Genomic DNA, 23,632 nt, shown 5'->3' on the forward strand with positions numbered 1-23,632 from the left:
CGTTATCCCTTCACGGCTCCGCCGGTCATTCCGGCGGCGACCCGGCCCTGCAGGACCAGGAAGAGGACGAGGACGGGCAGGGCGAAGAGGGTGGAGGCGGCCATGGTGGCGCCCCAGTCGGTGCCGAAGACGTTGGAGAAGGAGGACAGCCAGACGGGCAGCGTGCGGTCGTCCTGGTTCTTGATGATGAGCATGTTGGCGAAGGCGAACTCGTTCCAGGCGGTGATGAACCCGAAGAGCGAGGTCGCGAGCAGCCCCGGGGCGAGCAGCGGGAGCGTCACCCTGCGGAAGGCGGCGGCGCGCGTGCAGCCGTCGACCTGTGCGGCCTCTTCGAGCTCGGCCGGCACCGCCGCCAGGAACGAGCGGAGGGTGACGATCGTGAAGGGCAGGGTGACCATGAAGTAGATGAGGCTGAGCGTCGCCAGCCGGTCCAGCAGGTCGGCGTCCCGTGCGATCACGTACATCGGGATCAGAAGCGCCTCCCAGGGCGCCACCTGGGCGAGGAAGACCATGAGGACGAAGGCCCGCCGGCCGCGCCAGTTCATCCGGGCCACCGCGAACGCGGCGGCGAGCGCCACCACGAGGGCGAGCAGGACGCAACCGGCGGTCACGAGCAGGCTGTTGCGCCAGAAGATCCAGAACCCGTCGGCGGCCACGGCGGCACGGAAGTGCTCCAGGGTCACGGAGCCGGGCAGGAACCCGGGCGTCTCGGACTGGATGTCGCGGGTCGGCCGGAAGGCCGTGAGCACCATCCAGTACACCGGGAAGACGGCCAGGACGAAGACGAGCGCCGCCGCGGTGTTCAGGGGGAGTCGGCGCAGGGCGCGCGGTGTCACCGGTCGGCCTCCTGTCGGAGCATGTGGCGGAAGTAGGCGATCAGCGCGGCCACCAGGATCAGGACCGTGAGCGTGGAGACGGCGGCCCCCAGGTCGTAGCGGTGCAGGGACTGGGCCACCCGGTAGGCGTAGACGGGCAGCGTGGTCGTCGCCTCGCCCGGCCCGCCCTTGGTGACGGCCCAGATCTGGGCGAAGCAGCGGAAGACCCAGATGACCTCCAGGCAGAGCACGAGACCGAAGAGCGGCCGCAGCAGGGGCAGCGTGACCGAGCGGAAGATCCGCCAGGCGCCGGCCCCGTCGAGCCGGGCGGACTCGTACAGCTCGGCGGGCACGGTCAGCAGGGCCGAGTGGAGCGTGATCGCGGCGAAGGGCACCGACTGCCAGACCACCAGCAGCACCAGGACGGTGAACGCCGCAGGGCCGTCGGCCAGCCACGAGTACCCCTCGAAGGACTCGAACCCGAGCCGTACCAGCACCCAGTTGACCACTCCCAGACGGGAGGCGAAGAGCCACTGGAACACGGTCGTGGTGGCGATGACCGGGCTCGCCCAGGCGAGGACGAGACCGCTCGTCACCAGGATCCGCATCCGCCGCCCGAGCCGCTGCATCATCAGGGCGACCAGGGTGCCGATCACCATGATCAGGACGACGTTGACCAGGGTCCACCAGAAGGTGCGCCGGACGACCTCCCAGAACTCGGGGTCGGCGAGCACGTCCCGGTAGTTGCGGAACCCCACGAACGCGGCGTCGCCACGGATGAGTTCGCCCATGCCGTACCGCTGGAAGGAGATCAGCAGGTTGCGGACGAAGGGGTAGCCGAGGAGGAGCGCACCGCCGAGGACGGTGGGAGCGACGAGGAGATAGGGCCACAGGGCGGCCCGCCCCCGCGGGTTCGGTCCGCTCACGAGCCGAGCGTCCTCGTGATGCTCTGCGAGGCGGTGGCCGCGGCCCGGGCCGGATCGGTGCCGGTGAGCACGGCGGTCATGTACTGCTTGATCGGGTTGGTCGCCTCGACGGCCGCCCACTGCGGGGAGTTCGGCGTGGCCCTGCCCTGCGCGGCGCCGGCCGCCATCGCGGCCGTGCCCGCGTCGTCCTGGATCACCCGGGCGAGCGAGGTCCGGTTGGGGACGTAGCTCATCGTCCTGGCCATGTCCGTCTGCCACTTCTCGCCCGCCAGCGCCTTCACCACCTCGTAGGCGGCCTCGGGGTGGGTCGAGGCCTCCGGCACGATGAGGTCGGAGCCGCCGGTGAAGACCGCTCCCGGCTTCCCCGCCGTCTTGCCGGGAACGGGGAAGAAGCCCAGCTTCCCCTTGAGCGCGGGGTTGATCTCCTCGACGATCTTCGCGCCGCCGGGCACGGCGATGATCTGGGCCACCTCGCCCTTGGCGAAGACCTCGGCCTGCGGGGGCTTGGCCTCGTCGGAGTCCTTGGGCCCCTTCCCGAGCGCCTGGAGCCGGCGGTAGAAGTCCATTCCGGCGAGCGCCTGCGGGGTGTCGAGCGCTCCCTTCCACGCCGTGCCGTCCTTGACCGCCAGGTCGCCGCCCTCGTCCCAGACGAAGCCGGACAGGGTGTACCAGTTCTGGCCGGGCAGGTAGATGCCCTGGGTGCGGCCCTTGTTCAGCTTGGCGGTCACGGCGAGCCACTCGGCCTGCGTCTTCGGGGGAGCGGTGACGCCCGCGCGGGCGAACAGGTCCTTGTGGTAGATCACCACGCGGTTGGCCGCGTACCAGGGGATGCCGTACTGCCTGCCGTCGACCCTGCCGGGCTCGGCGAGCCCCGGCAGCCAGTCCGCGCCGTTCAGCTCGGCGGTCCGGTCGCTGAGGTCACGGACGCCGCCGCTGGCCGCGTACTGCGCGACCTGGGTGTTGCCGACCTCGATGACGTCCGGCGCGTCCTTGCTGGCGAGGGCGGCCGTCACCTTCTCGCCGATGCCGTCCCACTCCTGGATCTGGATGTCGAGGTCGATGTCCTCGTGCTCGGCCTCGAAGCCGGTGCGGAAGCGGGCGAGGAAGGCGTCGGTGACGCTGTCCTTCATGATCCATACGGTGACCTTGCGCGGTCCGCCGGCGGCTTCCGGGCCGGCCGGTCCGCCGCAGGCCGTGGCGGCGAGGGCGACGGTCACCGCGAGGGCGACGGAGCCGGCGAGGGGACGAGTCTTCACGGGCACCTCGATGAATGGTTGACCAATTGGTCAAGTGGTCAGGTGTGTGACCAGAAGGTGGCACGGCCGAGTGGTGCCGTCAATCCCTAGAAAAACATGGGTCGTTCACCCGATGGCAGGGGAAACTCTCCGGCTAGTATCTGACTTACCAGTTGACCAGTCAGGGAGAGTGGCATGAAGGACGGCTCCTCCAGCGGGGTGCTGAAGCGGGAGCGGGTACGCGAGCATCTCCTGGGTCTGATCGAAGCGGGCGGCCCCGGCGATCCGATCCCCTCCGAGCGCACCCTCTGCGCCGCCCTCGGCGTCTCCCGCCCCACCCTGCGCGCCGCCGTCGACGAACTCGTCGCCACCGGCGCGCTGGTACGGGAGCACGGCCGCGGCATGTTCGTCGCGCCCGCCAAGATCACCCAGCGGCTCGCCCCGGACGACGCGGCCTTCACCGTGCCCCGCGCGTCCGGCAGTTGGTCCAGCACCGTGCTCGAATCCGCCACCGTCCGGGCCGGCGCCCGCATCGGCCGCAGACTCCGCCTCTCACCCGCCGCCGAACTGCTCTACGTCGCCCGGCTGCGCCTGGTCGACGGCTCGCCCATGGCCATCGAGCACCTGCACATCCCGGCGGACCTGGTGGGCGCCGCACTCACCCCGGAGGAGCTGGAAGCCGGTGACCTCTACGACCACCTGCGGGAACACCACCGCGTCCACGTCCAGGAAGCCACCCAGTCGATCGAACCGACCGTCGTCAGCGAGGACGAGGCTGCGCTGCTCGACGTCCCCGTCCTCTCGCCGGCCCTGCTGATCGAACGCCTCACCCTCGACACCGCGGGCCGCCCCGTCGAGTACGTCCACTCGGTCTACCGCGGCGACCGCTACCGGATCGTCTCCCGCCTCGACTTCACCCGCGACGGGCTCGTGACCTCCTCCACGGAGGGCGATGCATACTGACCCGCAAGGGCGGCACGGCGGGGAGGGCACGGGATGGAGCTCAAGCGGGAGCGCGTACGGGAGCATCTCCTCACCGTGATCGACAGCCGCCGCCCCGGCGACGCCATCCCCTCCGAGCGCACGCTCTGCGCGACCCTCGGCGTCTCCCGCCCCACCCTGCGAGCGGCGGTCGACGAACTCGTCGCCACCGGCCTGCTGGTACGGGAGCACGGCCGCGGCATGTTCGTCGCACCCGACAAGATCACCCAGGAACTCGTCGCCGAGCACCGGGCGGCCGGCGTGCCCCGCAGCCGCGGCGACTGGACGAGCACGGTGCTCGAACTCCGCACCGTGCGGGCCGGCGCCCGCATAGGCCGGAAGCTGGCGATCTCCCCGGCGGCCGAACTGCTCCACGTGACCCGCCTCCGGCACGTGGACGGCGCCCCGATCGCCCTGGAGCACCTCCACGTCCCCGCCGACCTGGTCCCCGGCCTCACGGCCGCCGACATGGAGACCGGCTTCTACGCTCACCTGCGGGACCGGCGCGGCATCCGGCCGGCCCACGCGGTGCAGTCCATCGAGCCGACGGTGCTGAGCGACGAGGAAGCGGCCCTCCTGTCCGTCCCCGTCCTCTCACCCGCCCTCCTCTTCGACCGGACGACGTCCGACGCCGCCAACCGCCCGATCGAATACGTCCGCTCCCTCTACCGAGGCGACCGCTACCGCATCGTCTCCCGCCTCGCCCTGACGGACGGCCCCCCGGGCGACCCGGCGACGGACGCGGCCACCGCCGCGGCACGGGGCGGCACGTGGTGGGGGACGGTGGACTGAGACCCCCTCGTCCGTTGCGCCGGGGCCGGGGTGGGCGGCAGGAGGGCGGGGGCCAGTTCGCGCCATGCGTGGGCCGGGAGGGTCGTCGGGTCGGCGGTCAGGACCTGGAGGCAGACGTGGTCGGCCCCGGCGTCGAGGTGCTGCCGGACGCGGCGGACGACGGCGTCCGAGTCGCCGTACGCGACGATCGCGTCCACCAGCCGCCGGCTCGGGCCGCCGACGAGGTCCGCGTCGCCGAAGCCGAGGCGCCGCATGCTGGCCTGCTGGTGCGGGGCGGCCGCGATGTATCCGGCGACATGGGTCGTGGCCACCTCCCGTGCCCGGTCGACGTCGGTGTCCAGGACGACGGCCTGCTCGACCCCGAGGAACGCCTCCGGCCCCAGGATCCGCCGGGCCAGCTCCGTGTGTTCCACGGGCACGAAGTACGGATGGGCGCCCCAGGTGCGTGCGGCGGCGAGCTCCAGCATCTTCGGGCCGAGGGCGGCCAGGACCCGGCGCGGCGCCGGGTCCGGCACCGGACCGTGGGCCGGTGACGCGTCCATGGCGTCCAGATAGGCGCGCATCGTGGACAGCGCCTTGCCCCGGGTCGGTACGGGATAGCCGTCCACGTGGTGCACGGTGTCGTCGACCCGGTGGCCGCCCAGGCCGAGCAGGTACCGGCCGGGAAACGCCTCCCCGAGCGTGCGTTCCGCGGCGGCGAGGGAGATCGGCTCCCGGTACGCGATGTTGGCGATGCCGGACGCGACGGTGATCCGGCGGGTCGCCGACAGTAGCAGCCACGCCTGGCCGATGGTGTCGCGGCCGAACGCCTCGCCGTACCAGAGGGCCCCGTACCCCAACTCCTCCAGTTCCGCGGCCGATTCCCGTACCCGCCCGGCGGGCTGCCCCTCGTAGGCGAAGGTCCAGATGCCGACCTGGCCCAGCGCGGTCCGTGCGTCGTCCGTCATCGCGTACTCCTCGGGAAAGAGTATCCGGAGAGGTTCTCCGCTTGCCGGGCGGTACGATACGGAGAAGTTCTCCGTTTGGCTACGGGGATGATCGGGAGGTCACGACGATGCCGACGAGTCCGCGCGGCAACAGCCCCGCACCGCCGCCACGGCGCACCGACGCGCGCGTCAATCGCGACCGGCTCGTCGCCACGGCGCAGGAGGTGTTCGCCGAGCTGGGCCCGGCGGCCTCCCTCAACCAGATCGCCCAACGCGCGGGCGTCGGCCCGGGAACGCTCTACCGCCACTTCCCGAACCGCCAGGCGCTCCTCGCCGCCGTGCTCAGGGACCGGATCGAGAGACTCGTCCGGCAGGCGGACGTCCTGACCGCCACCGAACCGCCCGACGACGCCCTCGCGCACTGGCTGCGCGCCCTCCTGGCCCACGCCCGCCTGAACCAGGGCATGGGCAGCACCCTCATGGTCGAGGAACCCGGAGCGCCGGGCCTCGACTGCCACCGCCTCATCCTGGACGCGGCGGCCGGGGTCCTGACCCGGGCCCAGGAACACGGCACGGCCCGCGCGGACCTCGCCGCGGCGGACCTGATCCCCCTCGTCGCCGGCATCGCCCTCTCGACGACCCACACCGCGGACCCCACCCAGCCCGCCCGGCTGCTCGATCTGGTCCTCGACGCCACGTTCACGACACCGCGTTGAGGGGGCGAGGGTCGAGCGGACGGCGGACCGATGCACGCACCGGGATGTTCGGCCCCATGGCCGAACCCCCGGCCGCCCGGCGTGAGCCGGACGACCGGGGGTTCGGGGTGGGGGTCGGGCACCGCGGGGCACGTCAGTCGTGTCGCGGCACCCGTGGGTCTACGCCGTCGCCAGAGCCAGCGTCGGGGACAGGCGGGACGCCCGTACCGCCGGGTAGAGGCCCGCCACCGTGCCGATCGCGAGCGTCGCGGCGAAGCCGCCGCCCACCGCCCAGAGCGGCACGACCCACGGCAGCCCGCCCGTCGACGCGTACACGGCGGTCGCCGCCCCGCCGAGGGCCACCCCGGCGACCCCGCCGAGGCCGGACAGCATCAGCGACTCCGTCACGAACTGGATCCTGATCTGCCCCCGCGTCGCGCCCAACGACCGGCGCAGGCCGATCTCGTGGCGGCGTTCGAGGACCGAGATGATCATGGTGTTCGCCACGCCGACCCCGCCCACCAGCAGCGCGATCCCGCCGAGCCCCAGGAGCAGCGTCGAGAACGCTCCCTCCGTCGCCGCCTTGGCCTTGAGCGCCGAGGACGGATCGCCCACCGACACGTTCTGCGGGTTCTGCGGGTCGATCGTCGGCGCGAGGAGCCGCTGGACGGCCTCCACGGACGCGTCCGTGGACCGCTCGTAGACCGTCGTCGGATGACCGTCGAAGCGCAGCAGCCGGGCCGCGCCCTCCCAGCCGACCAGCGCCGAGCGTTCGATCTCGGGCGCGAGCGGCAGCGGGTCGAGGACGCCGAGCACCGTGAAGTACCGGTCGTCGATCCAGACCTGCTGGCCCGGCCTGGTGATGCCGAGCCGTTCGGCCGCGACGTGGCCGAGGACCACGGACGGGTAGCGGCCGTTGGCGGCGTTCAGCCAGCCGCCGGACGCCATCCGGCCGCGCAGCACGTCCAGCAGCCCTTCCGTTGTCGCCTTCACCGCGATCCCGCCCGTCTCGGCCTCCGGGATCTTCTCGGACCGGCGCACCGAGCTCTTGAGGTCGCCGGTCCCGGCGGCCTCCTCGACCCCCGCGATCCGGCCGACCATGCCCACCGCGTCCTTGGGCAGTTTGACCTCCTGCCCGCTGAACATCCCCTCGCCCGGCTTCGCGACCAGCATGTTCGTGCCGAGCGCGTCGAGCTGCCGCAGCAACTGCGCCTGGCTGGAGGCGGAGATGCCCACGACCGCGATCATCGTGGCGATCCCGATGGCGATCCCCAACGCGGACAGCACCACCCGTACGGGCCGGCTCCGCAGTCCCGCGGAACCGACATGGAGCACGTCACGCGGCCCGAGCCGCGCGGCGGAGAGCGTGACCCGCGACATCAGGCGGCGCCCCTTCCACCCTCGGACACGCCGCCGGAGGCGCGGTAGGACAGGCCGTCGGTCGCACCACCGGACCCGCCGGCGGTCGCACCGCCGGTCACCGTGTCCTCCACCACCCGCCCGTCCCGGATCCGTACCTGCCGGGGCAGCCGGCCCGCGATCTCCGTGTCGTGCGTGATGACCGCGATCGTCGCGCCCTCCGCGTTGAGTTCGCGCAGGAGCGTCATCACGGCCTCCCCGGACGCCGAGTCCAGCGCCCCCGTCGGCTCGTCCGCGAGCAGCAGCGCCGGTTCGCCCACCACCGCCCGCGCGATGGCGACGCGCTGCTTCTGCCCGCCGGACAGCTCGTGCGGGCGGTGCCGCATCCGGTCGGCGAGACCCACCCGGGCCAGTGCGTCGGCGGCCATCCGCCGCCGGCGGGCGCGGGGCAGTCCGGAGTACAGCAGCCCCTCGGCCACGTTCTCCAACGCGCCCACACCCGGCACGAGATGGAACGCCTGGAAGACGAAGCCGATGCGGCGGGCGCGCAGCGCGGACAGCTTGCGGTCGGTCAGCGCGGCGACGTCGTGCCCGGCGATCTCGACCGTGCCGGTACTGGGCCGGTCCAGGGTTCCGACGATGTGCAGCAGCGTCGACTTGCCGGAGCCGGACGGACCGACGATCCCGAGCAATTCGCCCTCCCTGATGGTGAGGTCGACGCCGTCGAGGGCCCGGACGCCGCCCGCGTACTCCTTGGTGACGCCCCGGAGCCGTACGACCGTACTCACGCCCGTACCCGCGCCGGTGGCAGTGCCGCTCGTCGTGCTCGTCGTCATGCGGACGGCACCCCGACCTTCATGCCCTCGCGCAGCCCGTCCCCGCTGACCTCCACCCGCCCCTGTCCGAACATGCCGAGCTCGACCGCCAGGTCCCGGGCGGTGCCGTTCTCGACGACCTGGACGCCGAACCCGCCGCCGGGCAGCGCGAGCAGCGCGTTGACGGGCACGGTCAGGACGTCCTTGCGGGTCTCTCCGGTGAGGTCGACGGTCACGGGGGACTGGTCGATGCCCTTGACCTTGCGCGGCTCGTCGAACGAGACCGTGACCGAGATCTTCGGGGTCCTGTCCTGCGGGTCCTCACCCGCCGACGCCGTCTTCCCGACGGCCGACACCTTCCCCGGCAGCTCCGTGCCGTCCGGCAGCCGGATCTTCACCCGGGTCCCGGTCTTCGCCGACTCCGCCTCCGACACGGGGATCTTGAACTGTACGACGCGCTCGGAACCGGTCACCGTCAGCACCGGACCGCCCGGTGCGACGCGGTCGCCCGGTGCGGCGCCCGCCTCCTTGACCCGTACCGCACTGCCCGCGAAGGCGATCTGGTCCGGGCCCACGGTGCCCGTCTGCTTCAGGTCGTGGGACTTCTGCCAGCGCTTGACGGCGGCGGCCGTCTTCGCGGTGTACTCCTCGTCGACGTCGAACCCGACGTACCCGAGGGCGGCCAGGTTCTCCTCCAGCTGGCGCACGTCCTTGCCCTTGTCGCCGGTCTTCAGCGTGCGGTACATCGGCTCGGAGCCGTACATCAGACGGACCGGACCGCCCTCCACCTCGTACAGCCGCTGGTCCCGCTCGACGACCGCGCCGGCGGGGGCGACCCAGGTCAGGACCCCGGCCGGCCCGGCGTTGATCTTGCGCTCGCCGAGGTGCCCGAGCGTGCCGTCCTGCTGGGAGCTGTTGCTGAGGTCGCCGCGGGTCACCGGAGCGGTCGCGGGGGGCAGCCCCTTGGCGTCCGCCGCGCTCCCCGACCCGCCGCCCCGTTCGTCGTCGGGCGCGGAGAGGGCCGTGACCGCCGCCCCGCCGCCCGCGACGGCGACGATCGCCGCGAGGGCGAGCACCAGCCGACGCCGCGCCATGGGCCGCTCGCCGACGCGGGCGGACCGTCGCCCACCGCCCGCCGAGAGCTCTCCTCCTCCGCCGCCCCCGGGCAGTTCTCCTCCGCCGGTCGCGGGCAGCTCGCCTCCGTCGGCCGCGGGCCGAGAGCGGTCGTCCGAGGGCCCGAGGCCGCCCGTCGCGTCGCCGCTCATCGGGCCACGCTCTCGCACGCCTTGGCGGCCTTGTCGAACTTCTGCTTCTCGGCGCCCTGCGGTATCGGCATGGCCGCCTGCGCCCCGCCGTCGAACTTCGGGTCGGGCATGTTGAACCCGTTCTCGCGCATGCACTTCGCGTACGCGAGCGCCTTGTCCTTGTCGGCCTGCGTCGGCTCCTTCCCGAAGCCGGCCCCACCGGCCTTGCTCTGGCAGGCCTTGAACGCCTTCTCCATCTTCTCCTTCGACATGCCGTCACCGCCGATGGTGAGCCCGACGCCCTGCTCGCCGGGCTTGGGCTCGGGCACGTCGAGACCCTGCTCGCGCAGGCACTTGCGGTGCTCGAAGGCCTGGTCGGCCTTCTTCCCCTCCTCGGTCACGCTCTGCGAGCTGTCGGTCTCCGAGCCCGAGCAGGCGGTGGCGAGGAGGGTGAGGGCGGCGGCGAGGGACGTGGTGGCGGCCGCCCGGGTGATCCGTCGAATCGTCATGGCGTGGAGCGTGCCGCGAAGGGATGTTTCGCTTCTCTCAGCGGTTTCGTTTACACCGGCGAAAGGTCCCTTTCGGATACACAGGGGTCATGCGCGTACTGGTGGTGGAGGACGAGGCGTTTCTCGCCGAGATGATCGCCGAGGGGCTGCGCCGCGACGCGCTCGCCGTGGACGTGGCGGCCGACGGCCTCGAAGCCCTGCGGAAGATGCAACTGGGCGAGTACGACGTCCTCGTCCTGGACCGGGACCTGCCCGGGATGCACGGCGACGACGTCTGCCGCCGGGTGGTCGAGCAGCGGCTCATGACCCGGGTCCTGATGCTGACGGCGGCGGGCACCGTACGGGACCGGGTCGAGGGCCTCGGTCTCGGCGCCGACGACTACCTGACCAAGCCCTTCGCGTACGACGAGCTGCTCGCCCGGGTGCTGGCCCTCGGCCGGCGTGCCAGGCCCGCGCTGCCGCCCGTGCTTGAGCGGGCCGGGATCGTGCTGGACACCGCACGCCGCCAGGCCAGCCGCGACGGACGCCATCTGCACCTGTCACGCAAGGAGTTCGCCGTCCTGGAGGCGCTGCTCCGGGCCGAGGGCGCGGTGGTCAGCGGCGAGGACCTGATCGAGCAGGTCTGGGAGGAGCACACCAGCTACCGCACGAACGCGGTCCGGGTGACCCTGAGCAAGCTGCGGGCGAAGCTGGGCGAGCCACCGGTGGTGGAGACCGTGCCCGGCTCCGGCTACCGGATCTCGTCATGAGGCGGCCGGTCACGGGGGAGCGGTCCCGGCTGACGGCCCTGTACGGCGGACTGCTGCTGCTCGCCGGGGCGCTGCTGACCGGCGTCGTGTACTTCCTCGTCAAGGAGGGCCTGTACTCCTCGATCAGTCTCGCCGTCACCAGCACCGTGCCCGCGCGGCGTCTCGAAGGGCTGCCGACCCCCGATCCGACGGCCTTCGTCCCCGCCACGCCGGCCACGGCGGCGCCGACCAGCCCGGACCCGGGCGCCACCGTCCGGCTCCCCAGCGAGGTGATGGCGATCACGCGGACGGTCAGCGACGCGGCGGAGTCGGCCGCCCTGGAGCGGCTCCTGACGGTCTCGCTGATCGTCCTCGCCGCGTACGCGGTGCTGTCGGTCGTGCTGGCCTGGTGGATGGCGGGCCGGGTGCTGCGGCCGGTGGCGGTGATCACGGAGACCGCGCGCCGGCTCTCGGGCGAGAACCTGCACGAGCGGATCGCGCTCGACGGGCCGCCGGGCGAGCTGAAGCGGCTCGCGGACACCTTCGACGGGATGCTGGGCCGGATGGAAGGACTGGTCTCCGCCCAGCAGCGGTTCGCGGCGAACGCGGCGCACGAGCTGCGCACCCCGGTCGCCGTGCAGCGCGCGGCGGCCGAGATCGGGCTCGCGGGGGAGCCGTCGCCGGAGCGGGTCGCCCGCATCCGGGCGAAGCTGATCGAGGTCGCGGACGACAGCGAGCGGATCATCGCGGGGCTCCTGCTGCTGGCCGCGTCCGACCAGGGACTGCGGGAGCGGAGCCGGGTGGCGGTCGACGAGGTGGCCCGCCAGGCGGTGGACGCCCTGACGGCGGAGGCGGCGGAACAAGGCGTGACGGTGTCGGTGAGGGCCCGGCCGTTGACCGTCGACGGTGACGCGGTGCTGCTCGACCGTCTGGTCCACAACCTCGTGGTGAACGGCGTGCGCCACAACGTCCCCGGCGGCCGCGTCGACGTCCGTACGGGCCCGGAGGGCATCGAGGTGTCGAACACCGGCCCCGAGGTCCCGCCCGCCACGGTCCCGCTGCTGTTCGAGCCGTTCCGCCGGCTGACGGAGCGCGGCACCCACGGGCCCGGCGAGGGCGCGGGCCTCGGCCTGTCGATCGTCGAGTCGATCGCCCGCGCCCACGACGCCACCTTGGAGGCCTCCGCGAACCCGGAGGGCGGCGGCCTGACGGTGCGGGTGCGCTTCGCCGGGCGCGACTGAGCGGCCGGCGCACGACGAAGGGCGCCGCCCTCCTTCACCCCCCTTCGCGGGGGTGTGAAGTGAGGCGGCGCCCCGGGTGGGATCCCCGTCGCGACCCGTCAGGGTCAGATCAGGGGCGGCTCATCGGATTCCAGGCGGTCCGGCGGCATGAGCGGCCATTCCCTGGGCAGCTCACGACCGTCGCGCAGCCGCGCGAGGAAGTCGGTCACCGTGCCGGGGAAGACGTCCATGTCCCGGAACTGCCGGTAGGCGACGACCACCGACCATCCCTCGTCCGCCTTCGGTGGATCGAGCAGACAGATGTCGCCGTTCCACCCGTGGAACGCCCACGGGATCATCCGTGCGAGGTCCGGATCCGCCGGTGACTCGCGCCAGGGGTCCTGCCACGAGAGGAAGACGTCTCCGAGGTCCTCGATGAACTCCGGCAGCGCGTGTTCGCTGTCGGGGTGCGGGATGCCGAGGTGGCCGAAGACCGTCGCGTCACCGTAGCCGCTGACGAGGGCCTTGTAGTCCTCGGGAAGGCGGACACCGACCGATTCCTCGAGCTCCCGCCAGGTTTCCTCGGGGACGGGACGCGGTCGCGGCGGCGGTCCGAACATGTCCGTCAGAAGGTCCGACACGTCAGTTCCTCCCGTACTTCTCGGACGTGCAGATGGGTTCGGCCTTCCAGTCCGCCGAGTTCATCACGTAGCAGTCCACGTCGAGGCCCGCCGAGCCGACGGCCCTGATGTGGACGGCCTCGGGCACTCCGGACATCCGCATCCGGTACACGGGTGTCACCTCGTACCGAACGGACTGGCGCGTGTGGGTGATGGAGTCGGTCACCTTGTTCTCGATGCCCGCCATCACCTTCGAGTTGGCCGCGGCGTGGAGCGGGATCAGGTTCCGCAGATCCGTGCCGGAACCACCGAGTTGACGGCCGATCAGGTGCCCGCGCGCCCGCTGCCAGTTGTCCTGCACGGTGATCTCGAAGAAGCCGCTCGGCGGCGCCAGCCACGTGCTGCCGGTCTCCGCGTCGGCACGGTTGCGGCTCGCCGTCGCCGTGCCGTCCGCGAGGTCGTCGGGCGACCCGTAGTAGGCGACGGCCCCGGTCGCCCGGCAACCGTCCTTGCCGGGCTTGAACCGCTCGCGCGGGAAGTACTGGACGTTCCCCTGCCAGTTGCTGCCCGCTCCCGCGTCGCAGGACTCTCCGCGATCATCGTGGGCGTCACCGCGATCCGGGTCCCGCGCCTCGACGAGGTAGGGCTCCAGGGCGTCCGGCTCGTACTCGTAGGGGTCGACGTCGTACAGGTCGTCCGGCCCGACGAGGTTGAGGAACCGCACGTCTATCGCGCGTTCGAGGGTGAGCGTCTGCGACGCCCCCGGGTTCCACGTCACCTTCGGGACGTGCTTGGGCGCCGGTGCCGGGTTGCGTCCCGTGTTGGGGTTCTGCCGGTACGGAGCCTTCGGCTGGGTGCCGGCGCCGGGAGCCTTCCCCTTCGTACCGCCGGAGCGGACACCGCTGTTGGTGCGCCCGGGGGACTTGCCGCGCGAGACGGAGGACCCGGCGCGGCTGCCGCCCGGTGACCTTCCGGCGTTGCCGCCGGGACTGCGGTAGGTCGACGCGCGGCCCGGCGACTTCGCGCCCGGCCTCGTCGTCGACTTCATGCGCATGTTCTTCTCCTGGATGTGCGGACGGTTGCTCAGGGGCGAACTCTGGTTCGGCCGCATCCTCTTCTCGCTGATCTGCGAGCGGTTGCTCAGCTTGGACGGCTGGCCCGAGGCCCGGGCGGGTGCCCTGGTCGTCGCCCTGGGAGCGCTGGGGCGACCGCCGCCGCCGAACCGGCCCGCGTTGCCCATGCTGGCGTAGGGGCCCACCGCGGGCCCTCCGCCGCCGCCACCCATCTCCGCGCGGTGCCCCGAGGGGTCGACGCCGTTCAGGGGGCCTCCCGTCGCGTAGGCGTACCGGTTGGCCTCCAGCGCCGACCCGGTCGGGTCGAGCTGCCAGGTGTCCCGGCTGGTGAAGCTGCCGATGCCCGGCTGGTACCAGCGGGCCGCCATGTTGACCTCGCCGGTGCCGGAGTCCGTCCAGCCGGACTGGTAGCCGACGCTGGGGTTGGCGCCCTGGGAGGCCGTGGTCCTGCCGAACGGGTCGTAGGCCCGGGAACCGGACACCGCGGTGCCGTCGGCCGTGAGGCTGGCGACGAGGTCGGTGTGCTGGTCCGTGACGGCCAGCCGGGCACTGCCGGCCTGCGCGGTGACCGCGGTCGACACGATCGTGCCGTCCGGGGCCCTGACGTAGCCGGTCGTCGCGTCGGTGACCAGGTCGTTGGAACCGCCGTCGTAGGTGAAGGCGGTGCCGTTGTGGGTCATGAGGCGGTCGAGGCTGTCGTAAGTGAAGGTGCTCGCCCCGTTGGAGACGGTGCGCTCGAAGGCGTCGGACTGGATCTGGCGGGCCGTGCCCCCTTCGGTCGTCTGGGTGACGGTCTTCTCGGTGCCCCGGGCGCTGTACGCGTAGGTCTCGGTGCCCCAGCTCTCCAGCCGGTTGCGGGAGTCGTAGCTGCCGGTGACGCTGCCGCGCCTGGTGAGGTTCCCGGCGTCGTCCCACTCGTACGGAACGCTCGTGGTCCCGTCGTTCCAGGACGTCATGCGGCCGGCCAGGTCGTAGCCGTAGGTGTGGGAGGCCGCGCCCGCGGTGCCGGTCGTGGTCTTCTTCACGAGCTGGTCGGCGAGGTCGTAGTCGTAGACCTGGCCCTGGACGCCGCCGCCCGCGGTACGGGTGATCATGTCCCCGGTGAGCCGGCCGAGGCTGTCGTAGGTGTAGGCGCGCTGGGCCCTGACCTGACGCGGGGCGCCGGCCGCGGCGTACTGCGTCAGCTGGAGGCGGCCCGCGGCGTCGTAGTCGTTGCGGACCTCCGTCCCCGTCAGCGGGTCGGTGGTCGTGTGGAGGCGTCCTCCTTCGTCATAGGTGAACGTGGTGGTGCCCGCCGCGTCCTTGCGGGAGGTCATGAGACCGTCCGCGTCGTAGCCGTACTCGGAGCGGCCCGAGGGGCCGTCCGAGGTCAGGAGCTGCCCGCGGTCGTTGTAGGTGTAGGTGTTCTCGGAGCCGGCTCCCGCACCCCCGGACTTCGTCATCCGTCCGGCGAGGTCGTAGCCCAGGGTGCGGGGTCGCGTGGCGACGGCCGTTCCCGAGCCGGTCTCGCCGGTGAGGCGGTCCAGGGCGTCGTAGGTCCGCTGGCGCTTGACGTTGCCGGGCAGCAGCTCGGTGACGGGCCGGCCCGCGGCGTCGTAGACGGTGGTCCAGGTGCGGACGTCCGCCGTCCAGTGCTGGCTGGTGGCCGGCTCGATCGTGGACTCCGGCAGGCCCCACACGTTGAACGTGTAGTACGTGGCCTTGCCGCGGCCGTCGGTGAGCCGGGTCCTGTTGCCCGCCGCGTCGTAGCCGAACGTGGTCGTGATGCTCTTCGTGGCACTGACCGGCAGGACCTGCTTGGTCAGCTGGCCGAGCGCGTCGTAGCCGTAGGTGGTGCGGGCTCCGTTCGCGTCGACGGCCGCCGTCAGGTTGCCGTCGGCGTCGTACTCGGACGTGGCGGTGCGCAGCGGGGTGCTGCCCGTGCCGTAGTCGGTGGTACTGACCGGGAGCCCGGAGGCGTCGTAGGCGGTCGTCGCCCTGCGGCCGGTGGGGTCCTTGGTCTCGATGAGGCGACCGAGCCCGTCATAGGCGGAGGTGGTCACTCCGCCGGCCGGGTCGATCACCTTGAGGACCTGGTCCGCGGCGTTGTACTCGGTGCGGGTGGTCCGGCCGGAAGGGGTCGTCGAGCGGGTCTGGTTGCCCGCGTCGTCCCAGGTGAACCTGCTCGTCAGGGTCTGGGCCTGCGGCCTGCGTTCGATGGTCGTCGCCGTCAGCTGACGGCCCAGTTCGTCGTAGGTGGCCTCGGAGCGGGAGCCCGTCTGGTCGGTGGACGAGAGCTGGAGCCCGGTGGGGGTCCAGGTGAAGGTGGAGACCGCGCCGCCGCCGAGGGCCTGGGACCCGCCGTCGAAGTAGCCGGCGCCCGGGGACTGCAGGGCCGCCGTGCCGACGGTGTCGTCGACCGCCGGATCCGTCACGCTGACGAGGTTGCCCAGCTGGTCGTACGCGTAACTGGTGGTACGGCCGAGCGGGTCCGTCCGCGACACGGTACGGCCGAGGCCGTCGTAGGCGGTGCGGGAGGTCGCGGTGATCGCCGTCGCCGCGCCGGGCGGCGTGTAGTCGGGCAGGGTGACCGCGACGGCGCGGCCGAGCCGGTCGACCTCGGTCCGGACGACCGAGCCCCGCGGGTCGCGGGTCTCGGTGACCTCGCCGAAGGTGTTGTACCCCACCTGGGACCTGGGCGTGACGGCCGTGGCGGCCGCGCCCTTCTCCTCCGCCTGGATCTGGGGATCGGTCTGCTCGACCAGTCGGCCCAGGATGTCGTAGCGGCTGGTGGTGGTGTTGCCCCGCGGGGTGACCGAGGTCAGCTCGGCGCCGTGCTCGTCGTAGGTCTGACGGGAACTGCGGGTGGTGGTCCCGTCGGTGACCGTCGCCTTCAGCGGGTTGCCCGCCACGTCGTACTCGAACGACTCGGTGAGCTTCCTGCCGGTGCCGTCGATCGTGCTGGACTGCTCGGTCAGACGGTCGTCGGCGTCGTAGGCGTACGTCGAGGCGCGGTTGAGGCCGCTCGGGTCGAGGACCGCGGCCGTGGTCCGGCCGGTGGCGTCGACGGTCTGGGTGATGGTCCTGCCGCCGGCGAGGGTCTGCCGGGTGAGGTGCCCCGCGCCGTCGTAGGTGTTCGCCTCCAGGACGATGTCGCGCTTCCCGCCGTCGGACTGGGTGACGGCCTTGGCCGTCTCCGTCGCCGCGAGGCCGTCGTCGTAGTAGGTGTAGGCGGTGGTGGCGCCCAGGGCGTCCGTGGTCGAGGCCAGGCGGCCCGCCGGGTCGTAGGTACGGGAGGACAGCACGAGGTCCCGGGTTCCGCCCGAGGGATGGCCGGTCCAGTCCTTGAGCACGGTCTCGGCCAACTGGCCGCGTGCGGTGAACCGGTGGGTCACCACGTTGCCCGCGGGATCGGTGACGCCGGTGACGCGGCCGAGCGCGTCGTGCGTGTAGGCGGTCTCGTTGCCCGCCGGGTCGGTGACGCGGTCGTTGAAGCCGCGCGCGTCGTAGTGGTAGGTGGTGGTCCGCTCGGGGTCGCCGCCGGTGGTGTCCTTGACGGTCTCCGTGAGCAGGTAGCCGTCGGCGTCGAAGGTCCGGGCGACGCGTGCGGTGTGCGTGACGCCGGTGATCTCGTTCGTGACGCCGGGGGCGTCCTCGGAGACGACCTTGGACATCGTGTCGTAGGTGTACCTGGTCGTCGCGCCCGCCGGATGACGGGAGGACACCTGGGTCTCGGTCAGCTTCCTGCCGATGCCGTCGTACGTGAACGTGCTGACCAGACCGGACGGCGTCGTGGAGCGCGCGAGGTCGCCGTTGGCGTAGTAGCCGTAGGAGACGGTGGCGCCGCCGGGGGTCTTCTGGGTGGCGACGAGTCCGCGCGGTGTCGTGCCGCCGCCGGTCGCGGGTTCGGTGCCCGTGGTGTACGTCGTGGCCGAGGTGCGGCCGTCGGCGAGGGTGGTGCCCTCGGGCTGGCCGAGGGCGTTGTAGGACGTGGTCGTCCGGTAGCGGTTGTCCGTGACGCCGGTGGACCGGGCGTCGCGGACGGCGGTCTGCTTGCCGTTGCGCGGATCCAGCGGATCAGCGGCGTTGTGGTGGTACTCCGCGAACGAGGTCCAGCAGGAGTCCGCGTCCCGGCACCTGGTCGTCGCGACGGTGTTGCCGTGCTCGTCGTGACCGGTGATGGTCACGTGACCGTTGGGGTCGGTGACCGTGTGCAGGAAGCCGCCGGTGTCGTACGCGTAGGTGGTGACACCGCCGTCCGCGTCGGTGGACGCGACCGGGCGCTGGCCGCGGATCGCGTCGAACGTGCTGCTGGTCCTCGCGCCGGTGGGGTCGGTCACCGTCACCGTCGACGACAGGGAGGACCCGGACGCCTGGGTCCGGGCGCCGTAGTGCCGGGCGACCTGGTCACCGCTGAGGGCCCGCGGATAGACGGCGACCTCGTCGATCCGGCCGGTGAAGTACTGGACTCCGTCCCCCGGGGAGGCCGGCCAGAAGGCGGTGTGGCCGGCCCCGATGTACGCCAGCTTGTTGGCCTCGTGCGTGACGGGCACGGTGGTGGTCTGGGCGACCTGGACGCCGTCGAGGTACAGCGTGTGGGTCGGGCCCTGGGCCGTCACGGCGGCATGGTGCCACTCGTTGTCCGTGACCGTGTTCGGCGACGTGTTGGTCGCGGCGACGCCGCGGGTGAAGTACTGGCCGTGCAGCTTGTTGTCGGAGCCGACGTACAGGACGGGTGCGTAGCCGGCGGCGTCCGGGAGCGGCTTCTCCTGGTCGCTGAAGAGCACGCCCGGCTTGCCGGTCCTGAACCACAGCTCGGCCGAGAGATCGGTGGTGGGCAGGTGTCCGCCCGGCAGCGCGGCCCACCCGTCGCCCGCGAACTCCGCGGCGGAACCGTCGCCGGCCCCGAAGGCACCGGGAGCCCCGGGAGTGACCTTGGTGTACGTGCCGTTGGCCCCGCCGACCGCGACCTTGTTCACGACGGTCGTGCCGCCGGTCTCGTTCAGCCGCCAGTAACCGGCCGGCGCGTCGGCCATGACGGTGCCCTGGTACTGGTCGCCGTTGCCGGTGACCAGGCGGGTGCGGGCCTTGTAGTGGTCCGCGACGGTCTGGGCGTCGAGTTCCTTCGTGTAGAAGGCGGCCTCGTCGATCCGGCCGTTGAAGAAGCGGGTCGCCCGTGCCTGACCGTCCCACGCCTCACTGGAGTAACCGGCGCCGAGGTACGCGTGGACGAGGGTCTCCGGCTTGACCACACCGGACTTGGACCCGATCCTCGCGCCGTCGAGGTACAGCGACTGACCGGCGGGACCACCGGTGATGACGACGTGGTGCCACGTGTTGTCGGTGACCTTCACACCGCCCATGACCGGCCAGCCCGCGGACGGGCCGTCCCACAGGTGGCCGCGGAGCTTGCCCTCCCCGTCGACGAGCAGACTCGCGTTCCACATCGTCGGGGTGGCGCCGAGCTCGGCGTTCTGCAGACCGAGCAGGACACCGCTCGGCTTGTCCGTCCGGAACCACAGCTCCACGGAGAGCGAGGTGGCGTCGTAGACCGACTCGGCGGGCACGGCGACGGCGCCCTTGGAGCCGTCGAGCGTGGCCGCGCCGTCGTCGCCGTCGAGGAAGGCGCCGACCCCGCCGAGGGTGACGCCGTCACGGTAGGACCCGTTGCCGCCCGCGGACATCTCGTCGGCCGCGGCCGCGCCGCTGCTGTCGCCCAGGCGCCAGTAGTTGACCGGGCCCGTGGCCCGTACCGCGTCCGCGTAGGCCTGGGAGCCCGACGCGTAGCGGGGCGCCGAGATCTGCCAGGTGCCACCGCTCTCGTCGGTCACCTTCGTGGCGCGCTCGGTGTCCGTGTCGTACTCGACCCGGGTACCGACCCGCCCCGAGGGCAGGGTGGTCTTGATGAGCTTCGACGATCCCGTACGCGCCGCGTGGTGGGCGCGGACCGTGCTCGCGTCGAGGGCGCGGGGGTAGACCGCGACCTCGTCCATGGCGCCGGTGAAGCGCCGCACGCCTTCGGAACCGTTGTCCCAGGCCGAGCTCGAGTAGCCGGCGCCCAGATAGGTGAAGGTCTTGCCGTGGTGGTCCACCACTCCGGTGGTCGCGCCGAGGCGCGTCCCGTCGAGGTAGAGCGTCTGCTCGGTGCCCGTGCTGGTCAGGACGGCGTGGTGCCACGCGTTGTCGGTGACCGTGCCGGGGGAGGTGAGGGGCGGGGCCCAGACGTCCTTGAGTTCGAGACCGCCGTGCAGCCTGCCGTCCTGGGTGATGCCGAGGACCGGGTTCCACCAGGCCGGCTTGCCGTCCGAGAGCCGCTTGTCCTGGAAGCCGACGAGCGTGCCCGGCTTGTCCGTCCTGAACCACAGCTCGACCGACAGCACGGTGGAGGAGGCCAGGGTCGACTCCGGCAGCTCCACCACGGAACTGGTGCCGTTGAAGGAGACCGCCTTGTTGCCCGTGCCGGTCAGCGCCCCGGCACCGCCGAGGGTGACGTCACGCAGCCGTCCCGCGTTCATGCCGGTCCGGGACACCGCCTCGCTCTGCGCGGCCTCGCCCTCGGTCTCGTTCATGCGCCAGTACGCGACCGGGTTGGCGTCCTGCACCATGCCCCGGTAGGGGGAAGCCCCGGTGTACTCGTACGTCGTGCACGCGGTCGTGGACGACGGCGGGCAGACCTTCGTCAGCAGGTCACCCTGGTAGGTGTAGGACCAGGTCAGCGCGGGAGCGCCCGGCCCCACGGCATCGGTGGACACCGACGCGACGTGCGCGCCGTTCCACGTGAAGGACAGCGCCCGCCCGGAGAGGGCGTCGGTCGCCTTGGTGAGCCGGCCGCCGGTGTACGTCAGCCGCTGCTCGCGGCCGTGCCCGTCCGTGACCTTCGTCAGCAGGCCGGTCGCGTCGAAGGTGTGGAGCGCCGCGCTCGCGTCCCGGAGCGTCCAGCCTCCTCCGGTGACGGCCGTCAGCACGCCCATGGAGCCGGACGGCGCGCTGTAGGTGCCGTCGCCGTTCCGGCCGAAGCGGGCCTGGCTGCCGTTGGTGAGGGTGAGCACGACGCTGCCGTCGGGCTCCGCGGCGGCGCGCATGTCCCAGCGGGTGGCCCAGCCGGCGCCGAACGCGTTGGCGACGCGCGGGTCCTGCGAGTTGTATGTCCGCGTGACCGCGAGTTCGGGGCCGACCGTGGGCACGGCGGCGTCCGTGGCGGCGGTGACGTGGTTGCCGGACCGCTCCCCGAACGAACGGCCGCCGTCCGCACCGCCCAGGTGGGACGTGATGACGGGCTGCGGCACCTGCGGGGTCAGGATCGAGGGCGAGGTCCGGGAGGACTGGTCCTTGCCGTCGTTGGCGTACGCGTACCAGGCGTAGGTCTTGGCCCAGCTGAGCCAGCCTCCCGGGACGGTCCAGCTCGACGAGGCGGCATGGGTGTTGCCCCGGCAGTTCTTCCGGGTGTCCTTGCCCTCGACCTCACAGACCTCGAACTGGTACGTGAGGGCGCCGGGAGACCGGTCCGTGTCGGTGGCCGACGCCCACAGCGTCGGAGTCAGCGTGTCGACGACCGTGCCGCTCGGCGGCGCCGCGCCCGTGATGTACGGCCGGGCGTTGACGGCGTCGAACCTGATGCCCGCGCCGGGCACGCCGTCCGCCGCGAAGCTGGAGACCCCGTACTCGTCCATCGTCCACACGAGGGTGTAGGTCCCGGGAGCCAGCGGGGCGATCTTGGCGTCGACGGTGGCCGAAGCCCCCGGCGCCACGTCGTAGGGCATCGGAGTCCACCGGATCTTGCTCCAGTAGTCACCGCCCACCAAGGCGCCGTTGGCGTCGAAGAGGTCGTAGCGCAGCTTGAAGTTGCTGGTCTTCCCCCAGGTCTGCTGCCCCTGGTTGGTGACCGTGACCTTGAACGTCCCCTCGCTCGTGGCCGTCATCGGAGTGACGAACCCGCCGAGCCCGTACGAGGCCCCGTACCTGCTCCACGTCACGTCGAGGGACGGCTTGCCGTCGGGGAAGTTGTCGGAGCCGAACTTCTTCCAGCTCCTGGAGTCGTCCGTGGCGGCCTTCACGGCCAGCCCGTAGTTCGGCTGGCGTCCGTGGGTCCAGTCGTCGACGAGCTGCCGGCCGGCGGCCCCGAGCGGGATGCTCTCCCAGGCGGCCGATCCGCACGGCCAGGACGTCGAGCCGTCGGCGCGCCACGCGTGGGCGAAGGACTTGGACCCCAGGGCGCCGCCGGTCGCGGGACCGGGGTACGTGGACGTGCTGCCCTCGGACCAGTTCGAGGTGATCTGGTGGACCGTCACCGGCCGCGCGGTGCACGAGTACGACCAGGTGTTGTACAGCGAGAGGTTCGCGTTGATCACGTACGCGTTCTTGAGCGTGGTGTCCAGCCCGTTGAACTTCAGGAAGGACGCGGCCTTGTGGCCGCCCGCGTCGTACGTGCCGACCTTGAGCTCGGTGGAGCTCGAGAAGTTCTGGTTGTAGGGGGCCTCGACGTAGGTGCCGGAAGCCGCCCCCAGACCGTTCGCGGAGGGGTCGACCCGCACCGGGTAGACCCGCTCGGGGTCCGCGAGCCACGCCCGGTCGAGGCTGACGACCAGGACCTGGCGGGAGCCCTCCCGCACGATGTCGTAGCGGACGCCGGAGGAGATGACGCCCTCGTCGGAGTTCGGCGCCTTCTTCGAGTCCTCCATCCAGCCCGCCGGCATCCAGGCCTTCCGGTGGCCCGCGGCGTTGTGGAAGGCGATGCCGCCGTGGCCGTCGAGCTTCGCGGTCAGGCCGCCCAGGACCAGCGGGAAGCGCCAGGTGGTCGGCGCCTTCGCGTCCTTGAGGATCAGCGTCTCCTTCACGGAGTCGCTGCCCGCGACGAGCTCCACGTCCGTCGAGCGGCGGACCTCCGGGTAGGTGATCACACTGCCGTCGACCCGGCCGGGGGAGTGGGCCGCGCCGTCGATCGCGTAGCCGATCGAGGCGGTGCCTCCGACACCCAGGTGCACCAGCGTCGGTGCGTCGGCGAACTCGGAGAAGCGGATCTTGTCCTCGGTCGCCCGCGCCTGCCAGCCCGTCCCGGCCGTGCCCGGCGCACCGGACGCCTCGGCCGGACGCGCGAGCCGGGTGTCGATCGCGTTCCACTTCCCGTCGCGGGAGCGGAAGTTCACCTGCTCGTCGTAGAAGCGGGTGGTGTAGGTGCCGTCCTTGTTGAGGAAGGTCCGGCCCCGCTCGGTGCGCTCGGCCGGCACTTCGGTGCTGGCCTTGGTGTCGAAGCCCTTGCCGGGGCCCTTGGCCGCCTTCGCGGGCACCGGCACCTTCGAGAACGGCACCGGGGCGGGCCGGGGCGCGCGGCCCAGGTGGACCGGCGCGGCCCCGCCCTCCGCGGGGAGCTCACCGGGTGCGGTCAGCGCACCGGCCCGGCCGCCCGCCGTGTCGGCGTCGGTCGTGTCACCGGGCGCCCGGTGACCTCCGCCGCGCGCCGATCCCCAGCTTTGCTCGGGTGCGTCGCCGGCTCCACGGCCGGCCTTGGCGGCCCAGCCGTCCAGGGCGAGGGCCGCCCGTTCCGTACCTGTCAGTACGGCGAATATGAATGCCACTAGGAGAACTAGTGGTCGCGCGGTACGCACGATGATCCCCCATGTAATCGAACAGAGGGGGTAGTCGTACCGACGTTCACAGCGGACCCACAAGTTCCAGCCACAGTAGGCCCGTCGAACCGGAGGGCGGCGAACCCCGTATA

Annotated in this window: 15 protein-coding genes; 5 read left to right on the plus strand and 10 right to left on the minus strand. The window is 72.2% G+C overall.

Annotation, left to right across the window (positions count from 1 at the left end; all coding sequences use genetic code 11):
- Nucleotides 1-2: 2 nt before the first annotated feature.
- The 3 genes from DEJ43_RS36810 to DEJ43_RS36820 are packed head-to-tail and all read right to left on the minus strand — an operon-like array spanning nt 3 to nt 2,997.
- Entirely contained in the window at nt 3-836 is an 834-nt protein-coding gene (locus DEJ43_RS36810; protein ID WP_015038544.1) for a carbohydrate ABC transporter permease, read from the minus strand.
- Nucleotides 833-1,708, minus strand: a complete 876-nt coding sequence (locus DEJ43_RS36815; protein ID WP_041664595.1) for a carbohydrate ABC transporter permease — start codon at nt 1,706-1,708, stop codon at nt 833-835. The genes DEJ43_RS36810 and DEJ43_RS36815 overlap by 4 nt, the downstream gene beginning before the upstream one ends.
- A gap of 29 nt (nt 1,709-1,737) precedes the next feature.
- Nucleotides 1,738-2,997, minus strand: coding sequence for an extracellular solute-binding protein (locus tag DEJ43_RS36820; protein ID WP_015038546.1), 1,260 nt, complete (start codon nt 2,995-2,997; stop codon nt 1,738-1,740).
- A gap of 174 nt (nt 2,998-3,171) precedes the next feature.
- Between DEJ43_RS36820 and DEJ43_RS36825 the strand changes: the two genes are divergently transcribed.
- Together DEJ43_RS36825 and DEJ43_RS36830 are read left to right on the plus strand one after the other, a co-directional pair.
- Nucleotides 3,172-3,939 carry a GntR family transcriptional regulator gene (locus tag DEJ43_RS36825; protein WP_015038547.1) on the plus strand — a complete coding sequence of 256 codons (768 nt, stop codon included), beginning with the start codon at nt 3,172-3,174 and terminating at the stop codon, nt 3,937-3,939.
- Between the two features lie 33 nt (nt 3,940-3,972).
- Entirely contained in the window at nt 3,973-4,749 is a 777-nt protein-coding gene (locus DEJ43_RS36830; protein ID WP_015038548.1) for a GntR family transcriptional regulator, read from the plus strand.
- On the opposite strand, the gene DEJ43_RS36835 is transcribed toward DEJ43_RS36830, so the two are convergent.
- Complete coding sequence (locus tag DEJ43_RS36835) at nt 4,638-5,696, minus strand: TIGR03620 family F420-dependent LLM class oxidoreductase (RefSeq protein WP_015038549.1); 1,059 nt, start codon at nt 5,694-5,696, stop codon at nt 4,638-4,640. The genes DEJ43_RS36830 and DEJ43_RS36835 overlap by 112 nt on opposite strands.
- A gap of 107 nt (nt 5,697-5,803) precedes the next feature.
- On the opposite strand from DEJ43_RS36835, the gene DEJ43_RS36840 reads away from it, so the two are divergent.
- On the plus strand, nt 5,804-6,391 hold the full coding sequence (locus DEJ43_RS36840) for a TetR/AcrR family transcriptional regulator (protein ID WP_015038550.1): 588 nt from the start codon (nt 5,804-5,806) through the stop codon (nt 6,389-6,391).
- Nucleotides 6,392-6,550: 159 nt separating this feature from the next.
- Here DEJ43_RS36840 and DEJ43_RS36845 read toward each other — a convergent pair whose 3' ends face one another.
- From DEJ43_RS36845 to DEJ43_RS36860, 4 genes are read right to left on the minus strand one after another with little or no spacing between them, the layout of a single operon-like run.
- Complete coding sequence (locus DEJ43_RS36845) at nt 6,551-7,750, minus strand: ABC transporter permease (RefSeq protein ID WP_015038551.1); 1,200 nt, start codon at nt 7,748-7,750, stop codon at nt 6,551-6,553.
- Nucleotides 7,750-8,565, minus strand: a complete 816-nt coding sequence (locus tag DEJ43_RS36850; RefSeq protein ID WP_015038552.1) for an ABC transporter ATP-binding protein — start codon at nt 8,563-8,565, stop codon at nt 7,750-7,752. The genes DEJ43_RS36845 and DEJ43_RS36850 overlap by 1 nt, the downstream gene beginning before the upstream one ends.
- On the minus strand, nt 8,562-9,809 hold the full coding sequence (locus DEJ43_RS36855) for a peptidoglycan-binding protein (protein ID WP_015038553.1): 1,248 nt from the start codon (nt 9,807-9,809) through the stop codon (nt 8,562-8,564). The genes DEJ43_RS36850 and DEJ43_RS36855 overlap by 4 nt, the downstream gene beginning before the upstream one ends.
- Entirely contained in the window at nt 9,806-10,297 is a 492-nt protein-coding gene (locus DEJ43_RS36860; RefSeq protein WP_015038554.1) for a hypothetical protein, read from the minus strand. The genes DEJ43_RS36855 and DEJ43_RS36860 overlap by 4 nt, the downstream gene beginning before the upstream one ends.
- Nucleotides 10,298-10,386: 89 nt before the next feature.
- Here DEJ43_RS36860 and DEJ43_RS36865 point away from each other — a divergent pair, with 89 nt between their 5' ends.
- Both DEJ43_RS36865 and DEJ43_RS36870 read left to right on the plus strand, forming a co-directional pair.
- Nucleotides 10,387-11,046 (plus strand): response regulator transcription factor, encoded by a 660-nt coding sequence (locus DEJ43_RS36865; RefSeq protein WP_041663310.1) that lies wholly within the window; start codon nt 10,387-10,389, stop codon nt 11,044-11,046.
- The gene (locus DEJ43_RS36870) at nt 11,043-12,266 is read left to right on the plus strand and encodes a sensor histidine kinase (RefSeq protein ID WP_015038556.1); all 1,224 of its coding nucleotides are present in this window, start codon (nt 11,043-11,045) and stop codon (nt 12,264-12,266) included. Before DEJ43_RS36865 ends, DEJ43_RS36870 begins: the two co-directional genes overlap by 4 nt.
- A 104-nt stretch (nt 12,267-12,370) precedes the next feature.
- Here DEJ43_RS36870 and DEJ43_RS36875 read toward each other — a convergent pair whose 3' ends face one another.
- Nucleotides 12,371-12,886, minus strand: a complete 516-nt coding sequence (locus DEJ43_RS36875; protein ID WP_015038557.1) for an SMI1/KNR4 family protein — start codon at nt 12,884-12,886, stop codon at nt 12,371-12,373.
- A gap of 1 nt (nt 12,887) precedes the next feature.
- The gene (locus DEJ43_RS36880) at nt 12,888-23,489 is read right to left on the minus strand and encodes a LamG-like jellyroll fold domain-containing protein (RefSeq protein WP_233448035.1); all 10,602 of its coding nucleotides are present in this window, start codon (nt 23,487-23,489) and stop codon (nt 12,888-12,890) included.
- Between the last annotated feature and the right edge of the window lie 143 nt (nt 23,490-23,632).

It is taken from the genome of Streptomyces venezuelae ATCC 10712, assembly GCF_008639165.1.
In the GTDB taxonomy this organism is placed as follows: Bacteria; Actinomycetota; Actinomycetes; order Streptomycetales; family Streptomycetaceae; genus Streptomyces; species Streptomyces venezuelae.

What these genes read in the sequence shown, in the direction of transcription:
- DEJ43_RS36825 (WP_015038547.1), top strand. Translation starts at nt 3,172, where the DNA reads ATGAAGGACGGCTCCTCCAGCGGGGTGCTGAAGCGGGAGCGGGTACGC.
- DEJ43_RS36830 (WP_015038548.1), top strand. Translation starts at nt 3,973, where the DNA reads ATGGAGCTCAAGCGGGAGCGCGTACGGGAGCATCTCCTCACCGTGATC.
- DEJ43_RS36835 (WP_015038549.1), bottom strand. Translation starts at nt 5,696, where the DNA reads ATGACGGACGACGCACGGACCGCGCTGGGCCAGGTCGGCATCTGGACC.
- DEJ43_RS36840 (WP_015038550.1), top strand. Translation starts at nt 5,804, where the DNA reads ATGCCGACGAGTCCGCGCGGCAACAGCCCCGCACCGCCGCCACGGCGC.
- DEJ43_RS36845 (WP_015038551.1), bottom strand. Translation starts at nt 7,750, where the DNA reads ATGTCGCGGGTCACGCTCTCCGCCGCGCGGCTCGGGCCGCGTGACGTG.
- DEJ43_RS36850 (WP_015038552.1), bottom strand. Translation starts at nt 8,565, where the DNA reads ATGACGACGAGCACGACGAGCGGCACTGCCACCGGCGCGGGTACGGGC.
- DEJ43_RS36855 (WP_015038553.1), bottom strand. Translation starts at nt 9,809, where the DNA reads ATGAGCGGCGACGCGACGGGCGGCCTCGGGCCCTCGGACGACCGCTCT.
- DEJ43_RS36860 (WP_015038554.1), bottom strand. Translation starts at nt 10,297, where the DNA reads ATGACGATTCGACGGATCACCCGGGCGGCCGCCACCACGTCCCTCGCC.
- DEJ43_RS36865 (WP_041663310.1), top strand. Translation starts at nt 10,387, where the DNA reads ATGCGCGTACTGGTGGTGGAGGACGAGGCGTTTCTCGCCGAGATGATC.
- DEJ43_RS36870 (WP_015038556.1), top strand. Translation starts at nt 11,043, where the DNA reads ATGAGGCGGCCGGTCACGGGGGAGCGGTCCCGGCTGACGGCCCTGTAC.